We start from the raw sequence: 23046 nt of genomic DNA on the forward strand, positions 1-23046 counted from the left end.
ATGCGTCCAACCTGGACGCTGGGTATCGGCCTCGTCTAAGCAATTTTTTGGAATAATTGCAGCCAGTCAGGTAGGCAGATGGGTTCAAAGAGGGAGCCCGGAACTGTGTCCATCGTCCCCAGCATTAGCGCTGAAGTCCTAGGCAACTGGAGCCTTTGACTGCGGGTATTGTCGCATGCACCGATAATCCCAGGGTGGCCGCGATCAAAAATCGCATATTTTTTTACTGATTTACCAAAAGAACACATGGCTCAATACGTTTTTTCGATGAACAACGTCACCAAGACGGTTCCTCCGAAGCGACAGATTCTGAAGGGTATTTCTCTGAGCTTTTTCCCGGGCGCCAAGATCGGTGTGCTGGGTCTGAACGGTTCGGGAAAGTCCAGCTTGCTCAAGATCATGGCGGGCGTCGACAAGGAGTTCGAAGGCGAAGCCATCCCGATGGCGGGACTGTCGATTGGCTACCTGCCGCAAGAGCCTCAGCTCAACCCCGAGCACACCGTGCGCCAGGCGGTTGAAGAGGCGATGGCCGAAGTCAACAATGCCAAGGCACGCCTCGAAGAGGTCTATGCCGCCTATGCGGAAGAAGACGCCGACTTCGATGCGCTCGCTGCCGAGCAAGGCCAGCTGGAGGCGGTGATCGCCGCTGCGGGCACCGACTCCGAGCACCAGCTCGAAATCGCGGCCGACGCGCTGCGCCTGCCCGCCTGGGATGCCATCGTCGGCCAACTCTCCGGTGGTGAGAAGCGCCGTGTGGCGCTGTGCAAGCTGCTGTTGTCCAAGCCCGACATGCTGCTGCTTGACGAGCCGACCAACCACTTGGACGCCGAATCGGTGGACTGGCTCGAGCAGTTCCTGCACCGCTTTACCGGCACCGTGGTGGCCATCACCCACGATCGCTACTTCCTGGACAACGCGGCCGAATGGATTCTGGAACTGGACCGAGGCCATGGCATCCCCTACAAGGGCAACTACTCCGACTGGCTGCTGCAAAAGGGCAACCGCCTGGAGCAGGAGCAAAAGGGCGAGGAAGCCCGTGCCAAGGCCCTGAAGAAGGAGCTCGAATGGGTGCGCCAGAACGCCAAGGGCCGCCAGGCCAAGTCCAAGGCCCGTATTGCCCGCTTTGAAGAGCTGAGCGATTACGAATACCAGCAACGTAACGAAACCCAGGAAATCTTCATTCCTGTGGCCGAGCGTCTGGGCAGCCGCGTGATCGAGTTCAAGAATGTCTCCAAGGCGTTTGGTGACCGTCTGCTGATCGACAACCTGAGCATGAACATTCCGGCGGGCGCCATCGTCGGCATCATCGGCCCCAACGGCGCGGGTAAATCCACGCTGTTCAAGCTGATCGCCGGCAAGGAGCAACCCGATTCGGGCGAGGTCGAAATCGGCCAGACGGTGAAGATGGCCTTTGTGGACCAGCACCGCGATGCGTTGGCCAATGAAAAGACCGTGTGGGAGGACATCTCCGGCGGCCTGGACATCATCAACGTGGGCAAGTTCCAGATGGCCTCGCGCGCCTATGCGGGTCGCTTCAACTTCAACGGCCAGGACCAGCAAAAGAAGGTGGGCAACCTCTCCGGTGGTGAGCGCGGTCGCCTGCACCTGGCCAAGACACTGATCCAGGGCGGCAACGTGCTGCTGCTGGACGAGCCCTCGAACGACCTGGACGTGGAAACCCTGCGTGCACTCGAAGACGCCTTGCTGGAATATGCGGGTACAGTATTGGTCATTTCCCACGACCGCTGGTTCCTCGATCGCATTGCGACCCACATTCTGGCGGCGGAAGGGGATAGCCAATGGGTATTTTTTGATGGAAACTATCAAGAATACGAGGCAGATAAGAAGAAGCGGTTGGGAGAAGAAGGGGCAGCGCCCAAGCGGATGCGCTACAAAGCCCTGAAGTAACCCACACCGTACGCCCGTCGCTTTTGCCAAGCGCCGGGCGTTTCAACTGGGAGAGGTGAAGCGTGGAGCAACGGGCCGTATCGGTATTTGACACCTGTCTGGAGCAGGCATTGCATGAGGCCGAGCCTTTGATGGCTGCCATGGGCAATGCGGCTTTGGCGTCTTTGGCTGCGCAGTTGTCGTCTTACAGCAACGTACAAGATCAACAATTGTTGCTGTACGCGCAATCCCAGCTGGCCAGCAAAAAGGCGCAACTGCCGCTCGCGTATGCGCTGCGTCTGCGCCAGGCCGTCTTTGCGATTGCGGAGGGCAAGCGCGAGGACTACCACGCGCAGATGAGCGGCCAGGGCCAGGCCGATGGCTTGCAGGAAGACCGCAACGCGCTGCGCGCCCAGATCGAATGGGGCCGCATGCAGATCAACCTGCTGCAGCAGACCGAGCAAAGCCTGACGGGCCTGGAGCGCGTCTACCGCCCATTGCGCAAGATCACCCGCTACTGGCGCAACGGTAACCCTTTGCACCACACCGTATACCTCGACAGCCTGCAGGCCACGTTGAGCGATGTGGAAATTTCTGCCGACGCAACCGCGCTGTTTCTGCCCGACATGGTGGGCGTCATGGCCGACCACCTGCAGACCAGCTACCAGCGCATCATGACCTTGGCGATGAACAGCTATGCCGAGCTGCTGGCCAAGGCCGAGCTCAAGCGCCGCGCCGCCAAAGACAATACCCGCAGCTTTGTGCAGCGGACCAAGAGCCTGTTCGACATCCCGGCGCATTGCCCCGTGGGCGCCGTCCGGGCCTATAAAACCTTGATCCCGGTGATGGAGCGCATGGCCGCCCAGGACAGCTCGTTCTGGACCGATGCCGACCACCCCGCCCGCGTGCTGGTGCAAACCATTGTCGACAAGGCCACGGTGCTCAAGGAAGAGGGCCGCGCGCTGTCCGATCCGCAGTTCCCGCAGCTGGTGACCGAGACGGTCGAGACGCTGTCGGCCCTGGCCCAGCCCAGTGCGGCAGATTTCGCCCAGGCGCTCAGCCGCTTTGGCGTGCGGCTCAAGCCCCGGCTGTCGTCGGCGCTGCAGGATGTCAATGATTCGGGCTACTCCAGCAGCATGCTGCTGGAGAGCCAGTGGGGCGCGTCGGGCCTCATCAGCATCAGCCCTGAATCCGACTGGGCGCAACTGGCCCAGATGCAGGCAGAGCGCGAGGTGATGGCGCAGCCCGCACCCAAAGCCGGACATCAGCCCGAGCCTGCGCTACAGCCAGCCCCAGCGCCGCTGGCGGCCAGCGCCGCCACGCCAGGCCCTGGAGCGTCTGCCAACCTGGAGCAGATCGAGGCCGAGGTGATGCTGCGCCTGGCCACCAGCTTGCACAGCTTTGATGTGGACCCGGCGCTGCTGGCAGCCTTGACGGGCGCCTGGCCCAAGGTGCTGCTGCAGGCGGCCGAGCGCTCAGGCCAGGATTCATCGCATTACCGCGCCTACCAAGAGGCGGTGGACGACGTGTTGGCCCTGGCAGGGGCCCATGCCAGTGCCAGCATGCACAGCGATGCAGACATGCTGATCCCCTCGCTTCTCACGCGCCTGAAGGCCGGCCTGACCAGCATCGGCTGGATGCCCGAGCGCATTGCACCGGTGCTCACCGCCGTCGCGCAGATGGCGCCCAGCGCGCTGGTGGAGCTGCAAATGGTGCAGGAAGAGGGGCGCCATGCGGTGCCGGCCGTGGCCGCGCCATTGCCCGCTTCTGCGGGGGCCATTGCGTTGTCGCCTGCGCCAACCCCATCGGCCTGGGCTCAGCTGCCCGAGGCCGTGGACGCCATGGGTGAGGATGAGCCCGCCATCATCGTGACGGGCTCGATGCTCGATGCCCCCAAGCCCGACAGCGTGGGGCTGTGGATTGGCGGCAAGCGCCTGGAGGCCGGGGTCTGGCTGGAGTTCCTGGGCCAAGGTGGTGGCTGGGTGCCCAAGCAGCTGAGCTGGACCAATGCGCGCTCGACCATGTTCCTGTTTGTCGCCAGCGGCGGCGCGAGCCAATCGATCACGCGCCGCATGCTCGAGAAGCTGGCGCAGGAGCGGGCGGTACGGCCGGTTTGAGTGCTGGCGGGCAGAGGTCGCAACTGCCTAGTCGCCAACCGCTCATCGCCTAAAGGGCATCTGGGTTTCAGGCCTTTTGGCCGTGGCACAATCTCCGCTTTCGGGGCACCAAGCCCCAGTGGCATGCAGCCACACCAGGCTGCAGCCACCATCAGCCAATAAGCCAATCGCCTGGATGTGCTCAGCGTCCAGGTGCCAAGGAGACACCATGAGCCCATTCTCGCGCAGCCGCATTGCGGCCGCATGCCTGCCCTCGCGCCGCAACCTGCTGGCTGCCACCTTGCTGGGCGCCGCAGCCCTGCTGCCCCTGGCCTCGCAGGCCGCCGATCCCAAGAAGTACCCCGAGCGCACCGTGCGTGTCGTGGTGGGCTTTTCTGCTGGCGGCACCACCGATGTGGTCGCGCGCATTATGGCCAAGGAGCTGACGGCCGAGCTGGGCCAGTCCTTTGTCGTGGACAACAAGCCAGGCGCTGGCAGCAACATCGCCACCGAGCAGGTGGCCCGCGCCGAGAACGATGGCTACACCCTGCTGTTCGTTGCGGTCACCAGCGCGATCAACCAGACGCTCTACCCCAAGGTGCGCTTTGACCTGGAAAAGGACTTTGCGCCCGTCGCGCTGGGCGCCAAGGTGCCCAATGTGCTGGTGGTGAACCCCAGTGTGCCCGCCAATAACGTGCAAGAGCTGATCGCCTTTGCCAAGGCCAACCCCGACAAGGTCTCCTACGCGTCCTCGGGCAGTGGCACCTCGATCCACATGGCAGGGGAGCTGTTCAAGCTGCGCACGGGCCTCAAGACCCAGCATATTCCCTACAAGGGCAGCTCGCCTGCGCTCACCGACCTGATGGCCGGCCAGGTGCAGTTCATGTTCGACAACATGCCGTCGGCCTGGCCGCATGTGAAGGCGGGCAAGCTCAAGGCGCTGGCCGTGACCACCACCAAGCGCTCGCCCACCGCGCCCGATCTGCCGACGATGGAAGAGAGCGGTATCAAGCCTTTTGATGTCTCGTCCTGGTTTGGTCTGATTGCGCCGGCAGGCACCCCGCCTGAAGTGGTGGCAAAGCTCAATGCCGCGATGAACCGCGCCTTTGACAAGCCCCAGGTCAAGGAAGCCTATGAAAAGCTCGGCGCTGTGGCCGAGAAGAACACGCCCGAGCAGTTTGGCGCCTTCATCAAGTCCGAAGTGGCGGCTTGGGCACCGGTGGTCAAGTCCTCGGGCGCGACGGTGGACTGAGGCGCGCCCCTTTCCCATCCGCACAGGCAGCTTCGGCTGCCTTTTTTCTGGCCTGCGCTGGCCTGGGCTACGCCAGCAGGCGGTGGCCTGCGTTAAAGTTCCCAACTGGCACATCCTGACTGATCTTCCTCCTCTGATGCAATCCTCCCCCGTCCATGCGATGACCCCCGGCCTGATGGTGATACACAGCAACCATCCGGAGGCTTTGCGGGACCTGGTCGTGGCCTGGATGCAGCGCTACCCACTCCGCCCCCTGGAGAGCGAGACGATTCTGGTGCAAAGCAATGGCATTGCGCAGTGGCTCAAGCTGTCGATGGCCCAGCCGGTGGCAGAGGGCGGCTGCGGTATTACCGCGGCTGTCGATGTGCAGCTGCCTGCGCAGTTTCTGTGGCAGGCCTACCGGGCGGTGCTGGGCAAGCACGAGGTGCCCGAGATATCGCCTTTGGACAAGCAGCCGCTCACCTGGCGGCTGATGCGCCTCTTGCCCGATCTGCTGGCCCAGCCCGCGTTTGCCGCGCTGCAGCGCTTTTTGGCCGAGGACCATGACCAGCGCCGGCGCTACCAACTGGCCGAGCGCATTGCCGATCTGTTTGACCAGTACCAGGTCTACCGCGCCGACTGGCTGCGCGACTGGGCCGAGGGCCGGGACCAGCTGCGCAGCGCACGCGGCGATATCCAGCCGCTCGATGAAGAGCAGCGTTGGCAGGCGCAGCTATGGCGCGCGCTGCTGGACGATGTGGGCGCCGCCGGAATGGAGACCAGCCGCGCCGCCGTGCACCAGCGCTTTGTGCAGTACCTGCAGTCGCCGCAATCGCCGCAGGCGCATGTCCCCCGCCTGCCGCGCCGCGTGGTGGTGTTTGGCATCTCGTCGATGCCGGCGCAGACCTTGCAGGCGCTCGCTGCCATCTCGCGCAGCTGCCAGGTGCTGCTGTGCGTGCACAACCCCTGCCGCCACCACTGGTCGGACATCGTCGCCGACAAGGATTTGCTGCGCCACCAGTACCGGCGCCAACAGCGCAAGGGCAGCATGCACGGGCTTATCCACGACGACGACCTGCACCAGCATGCCCATCCGCTGCTGGCCGCCTGGGGCAAGCAGGGGCGCGACTACATCCACCTGATTGACGAGTTCGACCAGCCGGACCAGTACGCGTCGCTGCTGGGGCCCGTCAATGGCGGGCGCATTGACCTGTTTGGTGAGGCCGAGCCCAGCCATATGCTGGCCCAGTTGCAGGACGACATCCTGGACCTGCGGCCGCTGGCCGAAAGCCGCGCGCTGTGGCCGGCGGTGGACCCGGCGCAGGACGCCTCCATCCGCTTTCAGACCGCGCACAGCCCGCAGCGCGAGGTGGAGGTGCTGCACGACCAGCTGCTCGCCCGCCTGGGCGCCGATCCTAGCCTGCGGCCGCGCGACATCATCGTCATGGTGCCCGATATCCAGGTCTATGCACCGCATATCGATGCGGTGTTTGGCCGCATCGCCCGCAGCGATGCGCGTTACATCCCCTATTCGCTGGCCGACCAGAGCCAGCGCGGGCGCGAGCCCATGCTGGTGGCGTTGGAGCATGTGCTCGCGATGCCCGAGAGCCGCTTTGCGGTGAGCGAAGTGCTCGATCTGCTCGCTGTCGATGCCCTGCGCCAGCGCTTTGGCATTGACCCGGATGACCTCGCGTTGCTGCACCGCTGGATCGAGGGCGCCGGTGTGCGCTGGGGTCTGGATGCCGCCCAGCGCGCCCGCATTGGTCTGGCGCAGGCGGGAGAGACCAACAGCTGGCGCTTTGGCCTGCGCCGCATGATGCTGGGCTTTGCGGTAGGCCGTGGCGAGGCGCTCGGAGACATCCAGCCCTACGACGAGATTGGTGGCCTCGATGCTGCCGCGCTGGGCGGCCTGGCCGCTTTGCTGCGCGCATTGGAGCAGGCCTGCGATCTGCTGGCCGAGGACCTGCCGCCCAGCACCTGGGTGGAGCGCGCCCGCGAGGTGCTGGTCTTGCTGTTTGACCCCCAGCAAGAACATGAAAAACTGCTGCAGATGCAACTCATCCAAGGCCTGGAGCGCTGGCTGGGCCAGTGCGAAGCGGCAGCGTTTGACGAGGCCTTGCCGCTGTCGGTGGCGCGCGAGGCCTGGCTGGCCGGCATGGATGCCAGCAGCCTGAACCAGCGCTTTATGGCCGGGTCGGTGAGCTTTTGCAGCCTGATGCCCATGCGCGCCATTCCGTTTCGGATGGTCTGCCTCTTGGGCATGAATGACGGCGCCTATCCGCGCCCGGTATCGGTGCTGGATTTTGACCTGATGCGCCAGCAGTACCGGCCCGGCGACCGCTCGCGCCGCGATGATGACCGCTACTTGCTGCTGGAGGCGGTGCTGTCCGCCCGCGAGCAGCTCTATATCAGCTGGGTGGGGCGCAGCATCCGCGACAGCACTGCCCGGCCGCCTTCGGTGCTGATCGGTCAGCTGCGTGACCATCTGGCCCAGGGCTGGCAACTGGCGGGCACCCCCGCAGCACTGTCTGGCCCTGCCGCTGGCGAGGCGCTGCTGAGCGCGCTCACGCAAGAGCACCCGCTGCAGCCTTTCAGCCCACGTTACTTCGCGCAGTCGCCCTCGCATGCGGGCAGCGATGGCCTCTACACCTATGCACAGGAATGGCATGGTGTGCACGGCGATGGCCTGCAGACCGAGGCGGCCGAAGACGCGCTGGAGGCCTTGCCCGAGATGGGGCTGGAGGCCGCGCTGAACCTGCGCCAACTGCAGGACTTTGCACAAAAGCCGGTGGCTGCTTTCTTTCGCCAGCGCCTGCGTGTGTATTTTGAGGACGAGGACCTAACCGGCCAGGACGAGGAAATGTTTGCCCCCGATGGCCTGCAGGCCTGGGCCTTGCAGGTCAGCTTGTTGAGCGCCTTGGAGCCCTGGGTGCGCGACAACCCCCAGGCGGCGGCCGATGCGCCCCGCCTGCGCGCGCAGCTCGATGCCGCTGCCCAGCGTTTGCGGCTGGAGGGGCGCCTGCCGCTGCGCGCCTTTGCCGATTGCGCGCTGGAGCCCGCTTGCGATGCCGCCCAGCGTGCGCTGCAGGTCTATGCGGCGGCACTGCGCTACTGGCCGCAGGCGAGCAGCGCAGCACTGGAGCTGCGCTACAGCGATGGCGCAGAGGGCCCGGCCGTGGCCGACTGGTTGCGCGGCCTGCGCTGGGCCGATGCAGCCGGCCAGCAGCAAGCCGCCAAGATCAGCCTGTCTGCCGGCCGCTTGCATGCCGGCGAGCAGCTGCGCTATGACCGCCTGGTGCGCGCCTGGGTCGAGCACCTGGCCTGGCACAACGCGGGCCAGGCGCTGACGACGGTGGTTTGTACCGAATCGGGCATTGCGGTGTTTCCCTCGCTGGCCGCTGGCGCTGCGCAAGCGGCCTGGCGCCAGTTGCTGGCGCTGTGGCAGCAAGGCATGCGCGCGCCCTTGCCGGCCGCTGTGCGTACCTCCATCGCCAGCCTGGCGCCCACGGCATCTGCCGGCCAGCTCGCGGCGCTCTATGACGACAGCTACCGGGGCACCGGTGAGCTGCAGCGCTCGGCCGAGCTGGCCCGGGTGTTTCCGGATTTTGATGCGCTGCTGGCCGCTGGTTTGCTGGATGTGGCCCAGCAGCTCTATGGCGACATGCTGAACCACGTGCAATTGGTCAATGGCCAGCATCCGCAGGCGCTGGCGCGCTTTGCGGAGGGTGATGCGGGCGACGCGGGTGATGGGGAGGGGCCGCAATGAGCGCGATGCCAAGCGATACCACTCTGCCACTCGAGCCGCTGCGCTTTCCGCTGTGGGGCAGTCGCTTGATCGAGGCCAGTGCCGGCACCGGAAAAACCTATACGATCGCCGCGCTCTACCTGCGTCTGGTGCTGCAGCATGGCGGCGAGCAGGCCTTTGGCCGGCCGCTGGCGCCGCCCGATATTCTGGTGGTGACCTTCACCGATGCGGCGACGCAAGAGCTGCGCGACCGCATTCGCCAGCGCCTGTCAGAAGCTGCCCAGCTGTTTGCGCAGAACCCGCAAGAGCCGGATAGCGAAGCGGCAGTGGATCCCTTGCTGCTGGCACTGCGCGCCGACTACCCCGCCAGCCGCTGGCCCGCCTGCGCCCGTTTGCTGCACGAGGCCGCGAACTGGATGGACGAGGCGGCGGTCTCCACCATCCACAGCTGGTGCTACCGCATGCTGCGTGAGCATGCGTTTGACAGCGGCAGCCTGTTCCAGCAGAGCCTCATCACCGACCAGAGCGAGCTCCTGACCCAGGTGGTGCAGGACTACTGGCGCCGCCAGTTCTATGATCTGCCCGCCAGCTCACTGCGCAGCTTGCTCCAGGTGGTGGCCACGCCGCAGGCCTTGCAAGAGGCCATCCAGCCCATGCTCAGCCGCCAGGATGCCGACTGGCGCTACGACGGCGCGGCACTGGCGCCTGCCGACCAGGTCGATCTGGCCGCATTGCTGGCCCAGGCCAGCGAGGCAGCCGCACGCCACACCGCGCTGGAGAACAGCGCACGCCTGCTTTGGCAGCAGCACCGGGCCGAGCTGGAGCAGCTGCTCATCGCGCTGCTGCCGGGTCTCAACGGCACGACCTATCCCAAAAAGGACGAGCCGGGCGTGTTCGAGGCCTGGCTCGCCGCCATGGCGGCCTGGAGCGATGGCGAGCCGGCCCCCGCCAAGATTCGAGCCTTCAGCCAATCGGGTATCAAGGCTAAAAAAGGCGTGACCGTGCCCGCGCATGCGGCCTTTGCCGCCATCGATGCCTGGCTGGAGGCCGTAGCGCAAGACGCAGAGTCCGCCACGCCACTCAAACCGCTGCTGCTGCGCCATGCGATTGCCCATGTGCAGCGCGCGCTGGAGGCGGAAAAGCAGCGCCGCGCCGAGCTGGGCTTTGACGACCTGCTGCAGCGCCTCGATAGCGCCTTGCATGCGCCTGGCGGTGAGGCGCTGGCGCAGCGCATCCGCAGCCAGTTTCCGGTGGCGATGATCGACGAGTTCCAGGATACGGACCCGCTGCAGTACCGCATTTTTGAGTGCATCTACCGCATCGCTGACAACGACCCCGCGCAGGGCCTGTTCATGATTGGCGACCCCAAGCAGGCCATTTACGCGTTTCGCGGTGCCGATATCTACACCTACCTGCGCGCCCGCGCTGCCACCCAAGGGCGCCATTACTCGCTGGGCACCAACTACCGCTCCACCCAGGCGGTGGTGCAGGCCATCAACCACTGCTTTGTGCATGCCGAGGGCCATCCCCGCGCGGCCTTTCGCTTCCGGCAGGACGCGCAGCACAATCCCGTGCCCTTTGTGGCCGTCGATGCAAACGGCCGGCGTGACGCACTCTTTTTGCAGGGCGAGGCTACGCCGGCGATGACCTTGTGGACCCTGGATGCCGGCACGCCAGCGCTGGCCGATGCCGCCGACGAGCAGGGCGATGCCGCAGCCACTGGCAAGAGCGCGCGCACCGGCGTGGCCGAATCGGCCTACCGCCAGCGCATGGCGCAGTCGGCAGCCAGCCAGATCACCACCTGGCTCAATGCCACCCGGGCGGGCCAAGCCGGTTTTGGCCCATCTGCGGATGCGCTGGTCCGGCCGCTGCGCCCAGCCGATATCGCCATCCTGGTGCGGGGCCGCGCCGAGGCAGAGCTGGTGCGCAATGCGCTCAAGGACCGGGGGCTGGCCAGTGTCTACCTGTCGGACCGCGACTCGGTGTTCCAGACCGCTGAGGCCGCCGACATGCTGCGCTGGCTGCGCGCCGTCAATGCGCCGGGCCATGACGGCCTGCTGCGCGTGGCGCTGGCCACCGCGTCGATGGACTGGTCCTGGCAGGACCTGGAGCGGCTCAACCACGATGAGCAGCATTGGGAGCAACTGGCGCTGCGCACCCGCGTGTTGCAGCAGCTGTGGCAGAAAAAGGGTGTGTTGCCGATGCTGCGCCAGTGGCTGCTTGATTTTGACCTGCCCGCGCGCTGGCTGGCCCAGCCGGGCGGCGAGCGGCGCCTGACCAATGTGCTGCACCTGGCCGAATGGCTGCAGCGCGCATCGACCGAGGTGGAGGGCGCGCAGGCGCTGATCCGCCGCCTGGCCGAGCAGATGGACAGCCCCGAGGGCGAGGAAGAAATCCTGCGCCTGGAAAGCGATGCCGATCTGATCAAGGTGGTCACCATCCACAAGTCCAAGGGGCTGGAGTACCCGCTGGTGCTGCTGCCCTTCATCAGCAGCTGGCGCGATTTTGATGGCAAGAGCCGGGGCTATGCGCAGTACCACGATGCCGCATCGGGCGGCCTGGTGGTGGAGCTGAACAACAAGCACCAGGACGCCGTCAGCGCCAATAACGACGAGCGCCTGAGCGAAGACATGCGCCTGCTCTATGTGGCGCTGACCCGCGCCCAGTACGCACTGTGGCTGGGCGTGGCGCCGCTGGCCAAGGGCATGAGCCGCGCGGGCAGCCTGGAGAAAAGCGCCGTCGGCTACCTGCTGGCCGGCGGGCAAAAATTGCCTGACCTAGAACTGCATGCCTATCTGCAGGACTTTGCCAGCGGCTGTCCGCAGATGGCCGTGCAGCCGGTGCCCGAGGTCAGCCTGCAGCGCTACCAACCTGAGCGCCCGCCCGCCGCCTTTGCGGCGCGCCAAACGCGCCGGCAGGCCGATGAGCACTGGTGGATCGCCAGCTTCTCGGCGCTGACCGAGCGGCTGGGCTATGCCGCCCCTTCGCCGAGCCTCTGGATCGAAGACGCGCTGACAGCCGCTGAACCCGAAACGGCGCAGCAGGACCAGTACCTGGAGCCGCAAGAGCCCGCACCCGATGCGGCCACGCCCGGCCAGCCGGAGCCCGGTAGCCTGCATGCCTTTCCCAAGGGGCCTGACGCCGGCAACTTTCTGCACGGCCTGCTGGAATGGTGCGCGCAAGAGGGTTTTGCCACGGTGCTCAGCAGGCCTGCGGCATTGGATGGCATCATCGCCTACCGCTGCCAGGTGCGCGGCTGGGCCGATTGGGCCGAGCCGCTGCAAGGCTTTGTGCGGCAATGGCTGCAAACGCCGCTGCGGCTGCAGGGTGCGCCCACTGACAGGCAGGTCGACACGCCGGTCGACAGCCCGGTCGCACTGCAGTCGCTGGGCGACTACCAGGTCGAGATGGAGTTCTGGCTGTCGATCCACCGGGCCTCGACCGGCCAGCTCGATGCGCTGGTGCAGCAGCATGTGCTGCCCGGCCATCCCCGGCCCGCGCTGCTGGCCAACCAGCTGCATGGCATGCTCAAGGGCTATATGGACCTGGTGTTCGAGCAGGGCGGCCGCTACTATGTGATGGACTACAAATCCAACTGGCTCGGTGCGGACAGTGCGGCCTACACGGCAGAAGCCATGGCCGCTGCCGTGCTGCAGCACCGCTATGACCTGCAGTATGTTCTGTACACCTATGCGCTGCACCGCTTGCTGCAGCAGCGCCTGCCCGGTTATGACTACGAGCGCGATGTGGGCGGTGTGCAGTATTGGTTTTTGCGGGGCGTCGGTGCGGACCTCCAGGGCCTCTACCATGACAAGCCCCCGCGTGCACTGATGGATGCGCTCGATGCGCTGTTTGCGCAATGATGATGAATGCAATGACGACAGAACCCCAGGACGGTATGCCCGAGAACGGCCAGGCTCAAGATGGCCTGCCCACCCAGCGATCGGCTGCCCGCACGCTGGCCGTGCCCGACGGCGCCACCGCCAGCCTGCTGCACACGGTAGAGCGCTGGACGGCACATGGCTGGCTGCGCAGCCTCGACCAGGCGCTGGTGCTTTTTCTGCGCGAACTCGATCCCGCCGCATCACCGCTGGTGCTGCTGGCCGCCGCGCTGGCCAGCCACCAACTGGGCCGGGGCCATGTCTGCCTGGATCTGCAGGCTACCCTGGACAATAGCCGTTTTGCGCTGTCGCTGCCGCCCGATACCGTGGCGCAGGGGAGTGGCGCCACCGAGCCCACGCCCTTGCCGTTGCCCAGCGAGCTGCTGGCCCAGGTCAACCTGCTGCAGTGGCAATCGGCCTTGCAGGCGAGCGCACTGGTGGCCGCACCTGGCAAACCCAGCCAGGGCGGCACGCCGCTGGTGCTGCAAGGTGATCGCCTCTATCTGCGCCGCTACTGGCAGTACGAGCAGGATGTGGCGCAGGCGATTGGCCAGCGCATCACTGCCAGCCAGCATCTGCGCCAGGGCCGCAGCGCCGCGCAAGACGCGATGCTGCGCCAGGCGCTGGACCAGCTGTTTCCAACGGCGGGTAATCCGATTTCCGATGCGCCGGACTGGCAGAAAATGGCCTGCGCCTTGGCGGCCTCCAGCGCCTTTTCCATCATCACCGGCGGCCCCGGCACCGGCAAGACCACCACGGTGGTCAAGCTGCTGGCGCTGCTGCAGAGCATGGCGCTGCAGCAGGACGGGCGGCCGCTGCGCATCTGTCTGGCTGCGCCCACCGGCAAGGCGGCAGCGCGCCTGTCCGAATCGATCGTGCAGGCCTTGCAGCGCCTGGGGGATGCGCAGCTTCCTGCGGTGCCGCCAGCGCCGGGCAGTGGTGAGGCGCGCAGCCTCAAACCGCTGATCCCTACGGAGGCCCAAACCCTGCACCGGCTGCTGGGCAGCCGGCCCGACAGCCGGCATTTTCGCCATGATGCCCAGCACCCGCTGACGCTCGATGTGCTGGTGGTCGATGAGGCCTCGATGGTCGATCTGGAGATGATGGCGGCCTTGCTGTCGGCCCTGCCGCCGCAGGCCAGGCTGGTACTGCTGGGCGACAAGGACCAGCTCGCATCGGTGGAGGCCGGCGCGGTGCTGGGCGAGCTCTGCGCCCAGTCCGAGCGGGGCCTTTATTGGCACGAAACGGCGCAGTGGCTGCAGCAGGTGACTGGCCAGCAGGTGCCCGCCGAGCTGCAGGACATAGCAGGCAAGCCGCTGGACCAGGCAGTGGCCATGCTGCGGGTCAGCCACCGCTTTCATGCCGACAGCGGCATCGGCCAGCTAGCCGGCGTCGTCAATACCGGGCGGCGCAAGGCGATCAAGCCGCTGCTGAAAGCGGGCTACCCCGATCTGGCCGCGTATGCGGTGCCGGATCTGACGCATTCGTCGCTGGCCCAGCTGGTGCTGGATGGCGGCGGCAAACGTTTTGTCGACAGTGCGGCCAAGCGCGATGCGGGGCCGGTGGGCTATGGCCACTACCTGCAGGTGTTGCGCGAGATGCCGGCCAACCCCAGCCCGGAGGCCTTGAACCCATGGGCGCTGCGCCTGTTGCGGGCACATGGCGAGTTTCAGGTGCTCTGCGCGCTGCGCAGCGGGCCCTGGGGTGTGGAAGGGCTCAATGAGCGCATTGCCCAGCTGCTGGCCCACCGCGAGCTGATTGCGCAAAGCAGCGGCTGGTATGCCGGCCGCCCGGTGTTGGTGACCCGCAATGACTACAGCCTCAAGCTGATGAATGGCGATATCGGCATCACGGTGCAGATGCCGGCGGGCCAGGCGCTTGACGCTGGCGGGGCAAGTGGCGCCGCGGTAGCGCAAGGCGCGCTGCGCGTGGTGTTTGCCACCAGCGAGGGCCTGCGCTGGGTGCTGCCCAGCCGGCTGCAGGCGGTCGAGACGGTGTATGCGATGACCATCCACAAATCACAGGGCTCGGAGTTCAACCATGCGGCCGTCGTATTGCCGCCCAGCCTGTCGCCGATCATGACCCGCGAGCTGGTCTACACCGGCATAACCCGGGCCAAGCGCTGGCTGACGGTCGTGGCTGGCGGCAGCAGCAATTTCGCGGTGCTGGAAGAGGCGACGGAGCGCCAGGTCCGGCGCTCAAGCGGATTGCGACAAGGTGAGTTGTAGCCGTTGGTGCTAGCGCTTGGGGCTTGTAGAGGTCGCAGGCCAGTGCAGCAGAGCAGGGCCGTTTGGAGCAAAGAGCGTCGCAGCGGTTGCGATAGGCGAGTGCGCATCGGCTGCGGGGGTTTCATCGAAAAAATGCGTGGCTGTGCGAAAAGATCGTTGGCTGGCCATAACGACCCTGGAGCTGAACGGGCCCCAAGAGTCGCCCCACGATGAAACAATCACCGTTGCGAGGGCGCTGGGCATGTGTGCATGCGCAACGCCCCTGACAGCGGCGATGGGCGAATAATAACACTGAATGAGAATAATTATCAATACTGGTATTGATATATGCTTCTGGTTTGCTGGATTTGTGTAAGTTTTTGTTTTTGGTTGATTTTTCTTGACCTTTCCCCTGGAAATGGGGATGCAGCGTTCAGGAAAATTTGGTAACTTCGCCGTATCGATAAAAAATATTGCGGGAGTTCCAACCATGTCCGGTTCCAGTTACAGCTTCAAATCCACAGCGCTTGCGATGCTGGCGCTCACGGCATCGGCCTGGGCGCAGGCTGCCTGCTACACGGTCTATGACAGCAAGAACGAGGTGGTGTATCGCAGTGCTGAGCCCCCGGTGGACATGTCCAAGCCGCTGCACCAGACGGCAAGCGAGCTGCCCAGCGGCAGCCGTGTTGTCTTTACGCCCAACCATGCCGTATGCGTCACCGAGGTGCATGCACTGCCAGGCGGCAAGAAGCTCACCTCGAGCAGCGCCAACATGGTCACTGACCAGCTGAGCCTGGGCAGCATGATCACGGCGCAGTAAATAGGCAGCGGTGGCGGCACACCGTGGCGTCCATGCATGGCAGGCAGCTCGCAGGCTGCCTTTTTTGCGTCTGCCTGCGCCAAATTGCCAGAGGTTGGCCGCAGGCCATTGCCCAGCCTGCGAAAATACCGGGATGAGCCAAGCGCAGACCCCACAGAATATTCCCGAATCCCCCGATGCCGCCGAAGCGGCGCAGTTCCCCGCAGATGCGTTGAAGATCGTGTCCATGGACATGGACGCCCAGGGCGTGGCGCGCCGTGCCGATGGCAAGGTCGTCTTTGTCGATGGCGCGCTGCCTACCGAATGGGTGAGCGCCAAGACGCGGCGCAAGAAAAACAACTGGGAGCAGGCCGATCTGCTGCAGATCCACCGCGAGTCGTCGCAGCGCGTGCGGCCCGGCTGCCCCAACTTTGGCCTGCATGCCGGCGCCTGCGGCGGCTGCAAGATGCAGCATCTGCATGTGGGCGCGCAAATTGCCACCAAGCAGCGCGTGCTCGAAGACAACCTCTGGCACCTGGGCAAGGTGGTGGCTGAGACGGTGATGCGCCCCATCGAGGGGCCCAGCTGGGGTTACCGCTTCCGCTCGCGCCTGTCGGTGCGCTATGTCGCCAAGAAGGGCAAGGTGCTGGTGGGCTTCCATGAGCGCAAGAGCCGCTACATCGCCGACATGGAAACCTGCAAGATCTTGCCGCCGCATGTCGACGCCTTGCTGATGCCCATGCGCGCGCTGATCGGCAGCCTCGATGCCCGCGAGACCTGCCCGCAGATCGAGGTCGCCTGTGGCGACCAGGTCACCGCGTTGGTGCTGCGCCACCTGGAGCCCCTGAGCGAGGCCGATCTGCAGCGCCTGCGCGATTTTGCCGCAGCCCACAAGGTGCAATGGTGGCTGCAACCCAAGGGGCCGGACACCGTGCACCTGATGGATGGCGTGGGCGAGCAGCTGTCCTATGCGCTGCCCGATTTCGGTATCACGATGCCGTTCAAGCCCACCGACTTCACCCAGGTCAACCCCCACATCAACCAGGTGCTGGTGACGCGCTCGCTGCGCCTGCTGGATGCCAAGAAGACCGAGCGCGTGATCGACTGGTTCTGCGGCCTGGGCAACTTCACGTTGCCGATCGGCACGATGGCCGGCGAGGTGCTGGGCATCGAGGGCTCCGAGACCCTGGTGCAGCGCTCGCACGAGAACTATGCCGCCAACAATGCGACGCGCCCCGAAGGCAGCGCGCTGGCGCCCACGCGCTTTGTGGCGCGCAATCTGTTCGAGATGACGCCCGAGATGCTGATCGCCGACGGCCAGGCCGACAAGTGGCTGGTCGACCCTCCGCGTGAAGGCGCGTTTGCGCTGTCCAAGGCGCTGGCCGACATCCACAAGGCGCGCCACCAAGTGCCTGATACCGCCCCGCTGCCTGACAGCGCCAAGGACTGGACACCGCCCCAGCGCATCGTCTATGTGAGCTGCAACCCCGCGACGCTGGCGCGCGATGCCGGGCTGCTGGTGCACCAGGCCGGCTACCGCTGTGTGGCCGCAGGCGTGGTCAACATGTTCCCGCATACCGCCCACGTCGAGAGCATGGCCGTGTTTGAATGGGATGGCCATGCACCGTCGGTCAAGACCGAGGGGGATGCGGCCGACGTGGAGACGGCCGCCGTGGACACGGCCGACGCTGCCGAGCCGAGCGCTGCGCCAGAAAACGCAGCAGCCTGATGACGACAGGGTATTACCCCCGTTTTAGGCACAAATGCTGTGATGCCTGTGCTTGATTAGGGCGGTGAAATACCGTTAAGCTGGCAGGCTGAACAACCGGGTTTCCCGAATATTTTCCAAGGAGTTACCATGAAAACCAAAGCAGTGCTGGAGTTGGCCGATGTCAAGGCGGTGTTGAATGCGGCCGAGGCCGAAGCGGTCAAGAACCAATGGATCGTCAGCATTGCGGTGGTGGACGACGGCGGCAACCTGCTGGGCATGATCCGCCGCGATGGCGCAGCTCCCGTGTCCGCCCACATCTGCGTGGCCAAGGCCCGCACCTCGGCGCTGGGCCGCCGCGAGAGCAAGGGTTTTGAGGACATGATCAATGGTGGCCGCACCGCTTTCCTGAGCGCTCCGCTGATCGACGGCATGCTCGAAGGCGGCGTGCCGATCATCAAGGATGGTGAATGCCTGGGCGCCGTGGGCGTCAGCGGTGTCAAGGCACCTGAAGATGCACAGATCGCCAAGGCGGGTATTGCAGCCCTGGGGCTGTAAGGCATAGCCCTTGCGCCTTGCCAAGGTGCAAAGGGCTCCGGCCCATCAACGACGAAGCGGCCACTGGCCGCTTTTTCGCGTCTGAATGTGTAGCTGGGGCGTCAAACCAGCGCAGGTGCGGGCGCCTGCAGAAAGTGCGTGGTGGGCTCCGCACTGCCATCGTCGAGCATCAGCACCCGCTCGGGCCAGCGCAGGGCGGCGAGCTTGAAGTCCTTCTCGGGTGGCTGGCCCGCGAGCCGGGCCGTCCAGCGCGCGCCCACGGAGAAGTCCACGCAAAAGACATTGCCGCGCAGGCCATGCCAGGCATGCGGGTTGATGTCGGCGAACAAATCCTGGTCGCCCTTGCCCAGCATCGAGCGGTCGAGCTCATGGATGCGGCGCCAGTAGTGGCCGACGATGACCGGTGTGTTGTCGGTATAGGTATCCCACCAGGCAACACGCTCGACAAAGCGCCATTTGCCGCCGGCATAGAAGGGCTCGCTGCCGCGGCGCTCCACACCGCAGCTGAGCACCTTCAAGGGGTTGTACTGGGATTTGTTCAGCTCGCTGTCGGCATGCGCGGGCATGAACGGGGGGCAATGGGCGCCATCTTCCAGGTGGTAGGGCCAGGCCTGGTTTTCGGCCTTCAGCCGGGCTGGAATGCCCAAGGTCTTGGCGTGCAGGTAGGCTTCTTGCTCCAGGCGGTCATAGTCCTGGGCGACATGGCCGGGCCGCAGTGCGCGGGCCTGGTTGATCTTGTCGTCGATCCAGGCGGCATGAACGATGCGCAGGTCCGCGCGCTCCAGAGCCAGCGGCAGCTGGCGCAAAAACGGCAGCATTTCTTCATCAAAAGCCTGGTCCGCGCGTACATAGGGCGCGTACTTGCGATTGTCAGCCTCGATGCGCTCGTCAAAGTACCAGCCCGAGCCGTCCTTGGCATCTTCGCGCAGCAGGTTGATTTCATGGTTGCCGAGCACCGCGCAGGCATGGCCGTTGTCTACCCAGCGGCGCACCAGCGCCAGTACGCCGGGGCTGTCCGGGCCCCGGTCGCAGAAATCACCGACAAAGACCAGCGTGCGGCCTGCCGGGTGGCCACCATCTTTGTCATAGCCCAGATGCCGAACCAGCGACTCCAGTGCCTGGCGCTCGCCGTGCACATCGCCGATCACATCCAACGGGCCGGCGGGCAACGCTTGTACCAGGCTCATCGTCACAGTGTTCCGTCTTGTTGCAGCGCCCGGTGCTTGGGGCCCGGCGCGCCGCAGATTGCTATTCGATGAAATCCATTTTGCATGAATTTGCTGCGCCGCACCAGCGTGGTGCCATCGGTGAGCGCGTCTCTCAGGCGGGCTGGCGCTGGTAGCAGACAAACGCAAAGGGCAGGCCATTGCTGCTGGTGTGGCGCTCACGCGAGACCTCCTGCCACTGGCTGCCGAGCACCGGCGCATGGGCATCGCCGTCAAAATCCTGGTCGATCTCGGTCACCCAGACTTCGTCGGCCAGGGCCAGCGACTGGGCATAGATCTGCGCCCCGCCAATCACCCAGACGGGCTGGCCCAGCGCCTGGGCCGTGGCCAGTGCCTGCTCCAGATCGGCGGCGACGTGGACACGTTCACTGGCCGGGCTGGGCTGCCAGCCGCTCTGACGCGTGACGACCACATTGTCACGGCCCGGCAGCGGGCGAAAGCGCGGCGGCAGGGAATCCCAGGTCTTGCGGCCCATGACGACGGTCCCCCCAGCGGTCTTTTGCTTGAAAAAGGCCATGTCCTCGGGCAGGTGCCAGGGCAGCTGGTTGTCGCGGCCAATCACGCCATTGCGGGCGCGGGCAAAGATCAGATGGATGCGGGCTGGGGTCATGGCGTGCGGGCCACCCAACGCGCAATGGCGCGCCGGCAGGCCTGGTAGAGGGGGTGTTCGATCGCGTGGTAATACAGGGCCGACAGCGCGACCAGGACTGCCAGCACCAGCAGCAAGCTGAGCGAGCGGTGGGGAATGTCGAGCGCCAACGACGTGGTGGCGCGTTGCACGACCTGGAAGAGCAGCAGGTGCAGCAAATAGATCGCAAAGGAATAGTCCCCGAGCCTGGCGAGCAGCTGCCATGCCCGGTGCTGGGGCGTTGGCAGCAGCAAAGCTGCCCCTACCAGTGCGGTGGCGGCAGCCCCCACCAGCAGCGCGCGGTCCGCCCAGTGGAAAAAACCGACGATGCCAGGTGCGTACAAGGTGGCGCTGTGGCTGTAGTACACCGCTGTGGCGCCCAGCAGCGCGCTGGCCAGCAGCCAGGCGTACCAGCGCTGCTGCGGGTGGCGCTGCAGAAAGCGGTACATGAAGTAGCCGGCAAAGAACTCCAGCACCAGCGGCGCCGCATAGAACCAGACGAGTGGCGTGGCTTGCGAAAACATATCCGGGCGGTAGCGACCCGTAGCGGCGTAATACAGCACCAGCGCAACGATGACCATGGCCCATCCCGCCAGCGCGCGGTCACGCCAGAGCTTGGGCAGCAGCAAACTGGCGCCGATGACGAGATAGAAATATAGCTCGTAGACCAGGGTCCAGATCACCGCATTGATATGCAGGCTGAAATTGGCCGGATAGAGCAGCGCCGACGACAGCAGGTTCACATCCGGCGGCATGGCGCCCAGCGCTTGCAAGCCCACCACATAGAGCAGCATCGCCGGCCACCAGCCGGTGTAGATGCGGGCAAAGCGGGTGGCGACAAACTGGGCGGAAGGACGCAGGCCGGTGGGCGTGTTGCTGGTGGCCAGCGCCATGATGACGCCGCTGATGACAAAGAAGATGTCGACACCGACAAAGCCGCCCTCGGCAATGGCGCGCAGCCAGCCAGGAAGCTCGGGGAAGAAGCTGTAGGTCCGCGCATGGTAGAGCGCCACCCACAGGGCGGCAGCAAAACGCAGAATCTGGATGGACTGGATCATGGCACGGGGGTGGGCGCAGGCGGTCAATGCCGGGCAAGCGCTGCAGCGGGCGCTGGGATGCGCATCCGCTGGCAGTGCTTGTCACTTGCGTGCCGTCAGGGGCGGTGTCCGCTCAGCGGAACAGCACGCCCGCTTCGTCCGGGTGCCAGGCAGGGTATTTTTCCATCACCTGCTCGAACAGCGCCGAGTCGGTCAGACGCAGCAGCCAGGCTTGCAGATGGGGCCAGGGGTGATTCTGCCATGCCGCCTCATCGATGCCGGCAAACTGGCGCACAAAGGGGCGGATGGCCATGTCGGCCAGGCTCGGGTCGCGGCCAAACAGGTAGCCGGTCGCCGCCAGCTGCTGGTTGAGCGCACCCAAAAAGGTCTGGGCGGTGGCCGCTGCGGCAGCGGCGTCTGCTTGCGGGTAGCGGCTGGGGTATTTGCAGCGGTCCAGCGCGGGTTTGAATTCGCTGTCATGGCGGGCGATCAGCGCCTGCATCTCGCCCAGGCTACCGGCAGTGGGGCTGAGCCACTGGTCGGGGTCATTCTGGCGCAGCGCCCAGAGCATGATCTCCAGGCTCTCTTCGAGCACCGTGCCGTCGGCGAGCACCAGCACCGGCACGGTGGCCTTGGGCGATGCATCCAGCAGCGCCTGGGGCTTGTCCTTGAGGACGACCTCGCGCAGCTGGCAGGCAATGCCGGCATAGGCCAGCGCCAGGCGGGCCCGCATCGCATAGGGGCAGCGGCGGAACGAGTACAGCACCGGCAGGCCTTGCAAGGCCTGCTGCTGCGCGGCGATCTTTTGCTGGCGCGATTGCTGCGAGCTGGCCTGGGTGTGGCCCAGATGGGTGTCACCGCGCTCCTGCGCCAGGTCCATCTGCCGCTGGCGCTCGGCCAGCGACTGCAGTTGCTCAGGCGTGCGGCTGCCGTGGCAGTAGGGGCAGCTGACGCCGCGCACATAGTGGGCATGGGCCAGCTCGGCCGCGCCCAGCGGCATGCGGCAGCTGCGGCACAGCTGGTGGGGGCCGCGCACCAGGCCGTGGCCGACGGAGACGCGCTCGTCAAACACAAAGCAGTCGCCCCACCACATCGATTCGTCCTCGGCCACCGTTTCCAGGTACTTGAGGATGCCGCCTTCGAGGTGGTACACCTCCTCAAAACCCTGGGTCTTCATGTAGGCGGTGGATTTTTCGCAGCGGATACCCCCGGTGCAAAACATTGCCACCTTTTGCTTGCCATGCAGCGCGCCGCCGGGCTGGGACTGCTCGGCCACCCATTGCGGAAACTCGGTAAAGCTCTTGGTGTGCGGGTTGATCGCGCCCTCAAAACTGCCAATGCCCACCTCGTAGTCATTGCGCGTATCGACCAGCACCACATCGGGCTGGCTGATCAGCGCATTCCAGTCCTCGGGCTTGACATACTGGCCGGCATTGCGCGCGGGGTTCAACTCGGGCACGCCCAAGGTCACAATCTCCTGCTTGAGGCGCACGCGCATGCGGTAGAAGGGATTGCTGTCGGCATAGGCCTCCTTGTGTACCAGGTGGGCCAGGCGCGGGTCACGCTTGAGCCAGTCCAGCACCGCTTGCACATCGGCAGGCAGCCCGGCAATCGTGCCGTTGATACCTTCATGGGCCAGCAGCAGCAGGCCCTTGACCTGGTGCTGGTCACACAGCGCCTGCAAGGGCTGCTGCCACTGGGCAAACTCGGGCAGGTCGATGAACTGGTAAAGCGCGGCGGTGAGGTATTGCTGGGACATGGAGAAAATCTGCGAAAAATACGCGCCCCTGTGGCCGTATTTTTCGGGGTATTGCATAGGAAAAGCCAGGTGGACTGGAGGAGGGCCCTTCGATCCACCAACTTGGGGTGGCTGCAGGGGGCTGGCGCCGGCAGGGTGGCCTGCGCAGGCATCCCCATGGCGGGCGGGCCGCAGTCCAACGGCTGAACATCGTACTGTATCTGAATCGCCCATTTCTAGACCTGGATCAGCAAAATGGCCCAGCGTGCAGGCGTAAAAAAGCCCGGCAGGGCCGGGCGGGTTTT

Annotated in this window: 14 protein-coding genes and 1 pseudogene; 9 read left to right on the top strand and 6 right to left on the bottom strand. The window is 65.4% G+C overall.

From position 1 onward, the window contains the following. Positions 1 to 246 precede the first annotated feature (246 nt). From ettA to recD, 6 genes are all read left to right on the top strand, one after another. The gene (ettA, locus tag F0Q04_RS12930; protein WP_027010548.1) at positions 247 to 1908 is read left to right on the top strand and encodes an energy-dependent translational throttle protein EttA; all 1662 of its coding nucleotides are present in this window, start codon (positions 247 to 249) and stop codon (positions 1906 to 1908) included. A 62-nt stretch (positions 1909 to 1970) separates the two neighbouring features. Then, positions 1971 to 4004, top strand: coding sequence for a DUF1631 family protein (locus F0Q04_RS12935; protein ID WP_133248112.1), 2034 nt, complete (start codon positions 1971 to 1973; stop codon positions 4002 to 4004). A 208-nt stretch (positions 4005 to 4212) separates the two neighbouring features. After that, entirely contained in the window at positions 4213 to 5235 is a 1023-nt protein-coding gene (locus F0Q04_RS12940; protein WP_182341094.1) for a tripartite tricarboxylate transporter substrate binding protein, read from the top strand. Between the two features lie 136 nt (positions 5236 to 5371). Next, a complete protein-coding gene (gene recC / locus F0Q04_RS12945) occupies positions 5372 to 8980 on the top strand; it encodes an exodeoxyribonuclease V subunit gamma (protein ID WP_198424317.1) in 3609 nt (1202 codons plus the stop codon). Positions 8981 to 8985: 5 nt separating this feature from the next. After that, positions 8986 to 12822: an exodeoxyribonuclease V subunit beta gene (gene recB, locus F0Q04_RS12950; RefSeq protein WP_182341096.1), complete on the top strand. Its 3837-nt coding sequence runs from the start codon at positions 8986 to 8988 to the stop codon at positions 12820 to 12822. An 11-nt stretch (positions 12823 to 12833) separates the two neighbouring features. Then, on the top strand, positions 12834 to 15068 hold the full coding sequence (gene recD, locus F0Q04_RS12955) for an exodeoxyribonuclease V subunit alpha (RefSeq protein ID WP_232539331.1): 2235 nt from the start codon (positions 12834 to 12836) through the stop codon (positions 15066 to 15068). A 9-nt stretch (positions 15069 to 15077) separates the two neighbouring features. Here the strand turns inward: recD and F0Q04_RS12960 are convergent, their stop codons facing one another. Further along, positions 15078 to 15539 carry a hypothetical protein gene (locus tag F0Q04_RS12960; protein WP_182341098.1) on the bottom strand — a complete coding sequence of 154 codons (462 nt, stop codon included), beginning with the start codon at positions 15537 to 15539 and terminating at the stop codon, positions 15078 to 15080. Here F0Q04_RS12960 and F0Q04_RS12965 point away from each other — a divergent pair. The 3 genes from F0Q04_RS12965 (at position 15538) to F0Q04_RS12975 (ending at position 18112) form a co-directional block, all read left to right on the top strand. Then, positions 15538 to 15867: a hypothetical protein gene (locus tag F0Q04_RS12965; RefSeq protein WP_182341100.1), complete on the top strand. Its 330-nt coding sequence runs from the start codon at positions 15538 to 15540 to the stop codon at positions 15865 to 15867. The two genes, F0Q04_RS12960 and F0Q04_RS12965, sit on opposite strands and share 2 nt — an antisense overlap. Positions 15868 to 16000: 133 nt before the next feature. Further along, positions 16001 to 17575, top strand: coding sequence for a 23S rRNA (uracil(1939)-C(5))-methyltransferase RlmD (gene rlmD, locus F0Q04_RS12970; protein WP_182341102.1), 1575 nt, complete (start codon positions 16001 to 16003; stop codon positions 17573 to 17575). Positions 17576 to 17704: 129 nt separating this feature from the next. Further along, positions 17705 to 18112, top strand: coding sequence for a GlcG/HbpS family heme-binding protein (locus F0Q04_RS12975; protein ID WP_116925544.1), 408 nt, complete (start codon positions 17705 to 17707; stop codon positions 18110 to 18112). Between the two features lie 101 nt (positions 18113 to 18213). On the opposite strand, the gene F0Q04_RS12980 is transcribed toward F0Q04_RS12975, so the two are convergent. The 5 genes and pseudogenes from F0Q04_RS12980 to F0Q04_RS24035 all read right to left on the bottom strand — a co-directional run. After that, complete coding sequence (locus F0Q04_RS12980) at positions 18214 to 19299, bottom strand: metallophosphoesterase (protein ID WP_182341104.1); 1086 nt, start codon at positions 19297 to 19299, stop codon at positions 18214 to 18216. 133 nt (positions 19300 to 19432) lie between these two features. Then, positions 19433 to 19948, bottom strand: a complete 516-nt coding sequence (locus F0Q04_RS12985) for a dihydrofolate reductase (RefSeq protein ID WP_116925546.1) — start codon at positions 19946 to 19948, stop codon at positions 19433 to 19435. Next, positions 19945 to 21024, bottom strand: coding sequence for an acyltransferase family protein (locus F0Q04_RS12990; RefSeq protein WP_182341106.1), 1080 nt, complete (start codon positions 21022 to 21024; stop codon positions 19945 to 19947). The genes F0Q04_RS12985 and F0Q04_RS12990 overlap by 4 nt, the downstream gene beginning before the upstream one ends. A gap of 112 nt (positions 21025 to 21136) precedes the next feature. Beyond that, positions 21137 to 21784 (bottom strand): glutathione S-transferase, encoded by a 648-nt coding sequence (locus F0Q04_RS24030; RefSeq protein WP_269780269.1) that lies wholly within the window; start codon positions 21782 to 21784, stop codon positions 21137 to 21139. A 63-nt stretch (positions 21785 to 21847) separates the two neighbouring features. After that, positions 21848 to 22975 (bottom strand): annotated as a pseudogene (locus F0Q04_RS24035) (rhodanese-related sulfurtransferase); the annotation flags it as partial. Positions 22976 to 23046 lie beyond the last annotated feature (71 nt).

The sequence above is a fragment of the Comamonas koreensis genome, assembly GCF_014076495.1.
Taxonomy (GTDB): domain Bacteria; phylum Pseudomonadota; class Gammaproteobacteria; order Burkholderiales; family Burkholderiaceae_C; genus Comamonas; species Comamonas squillarum.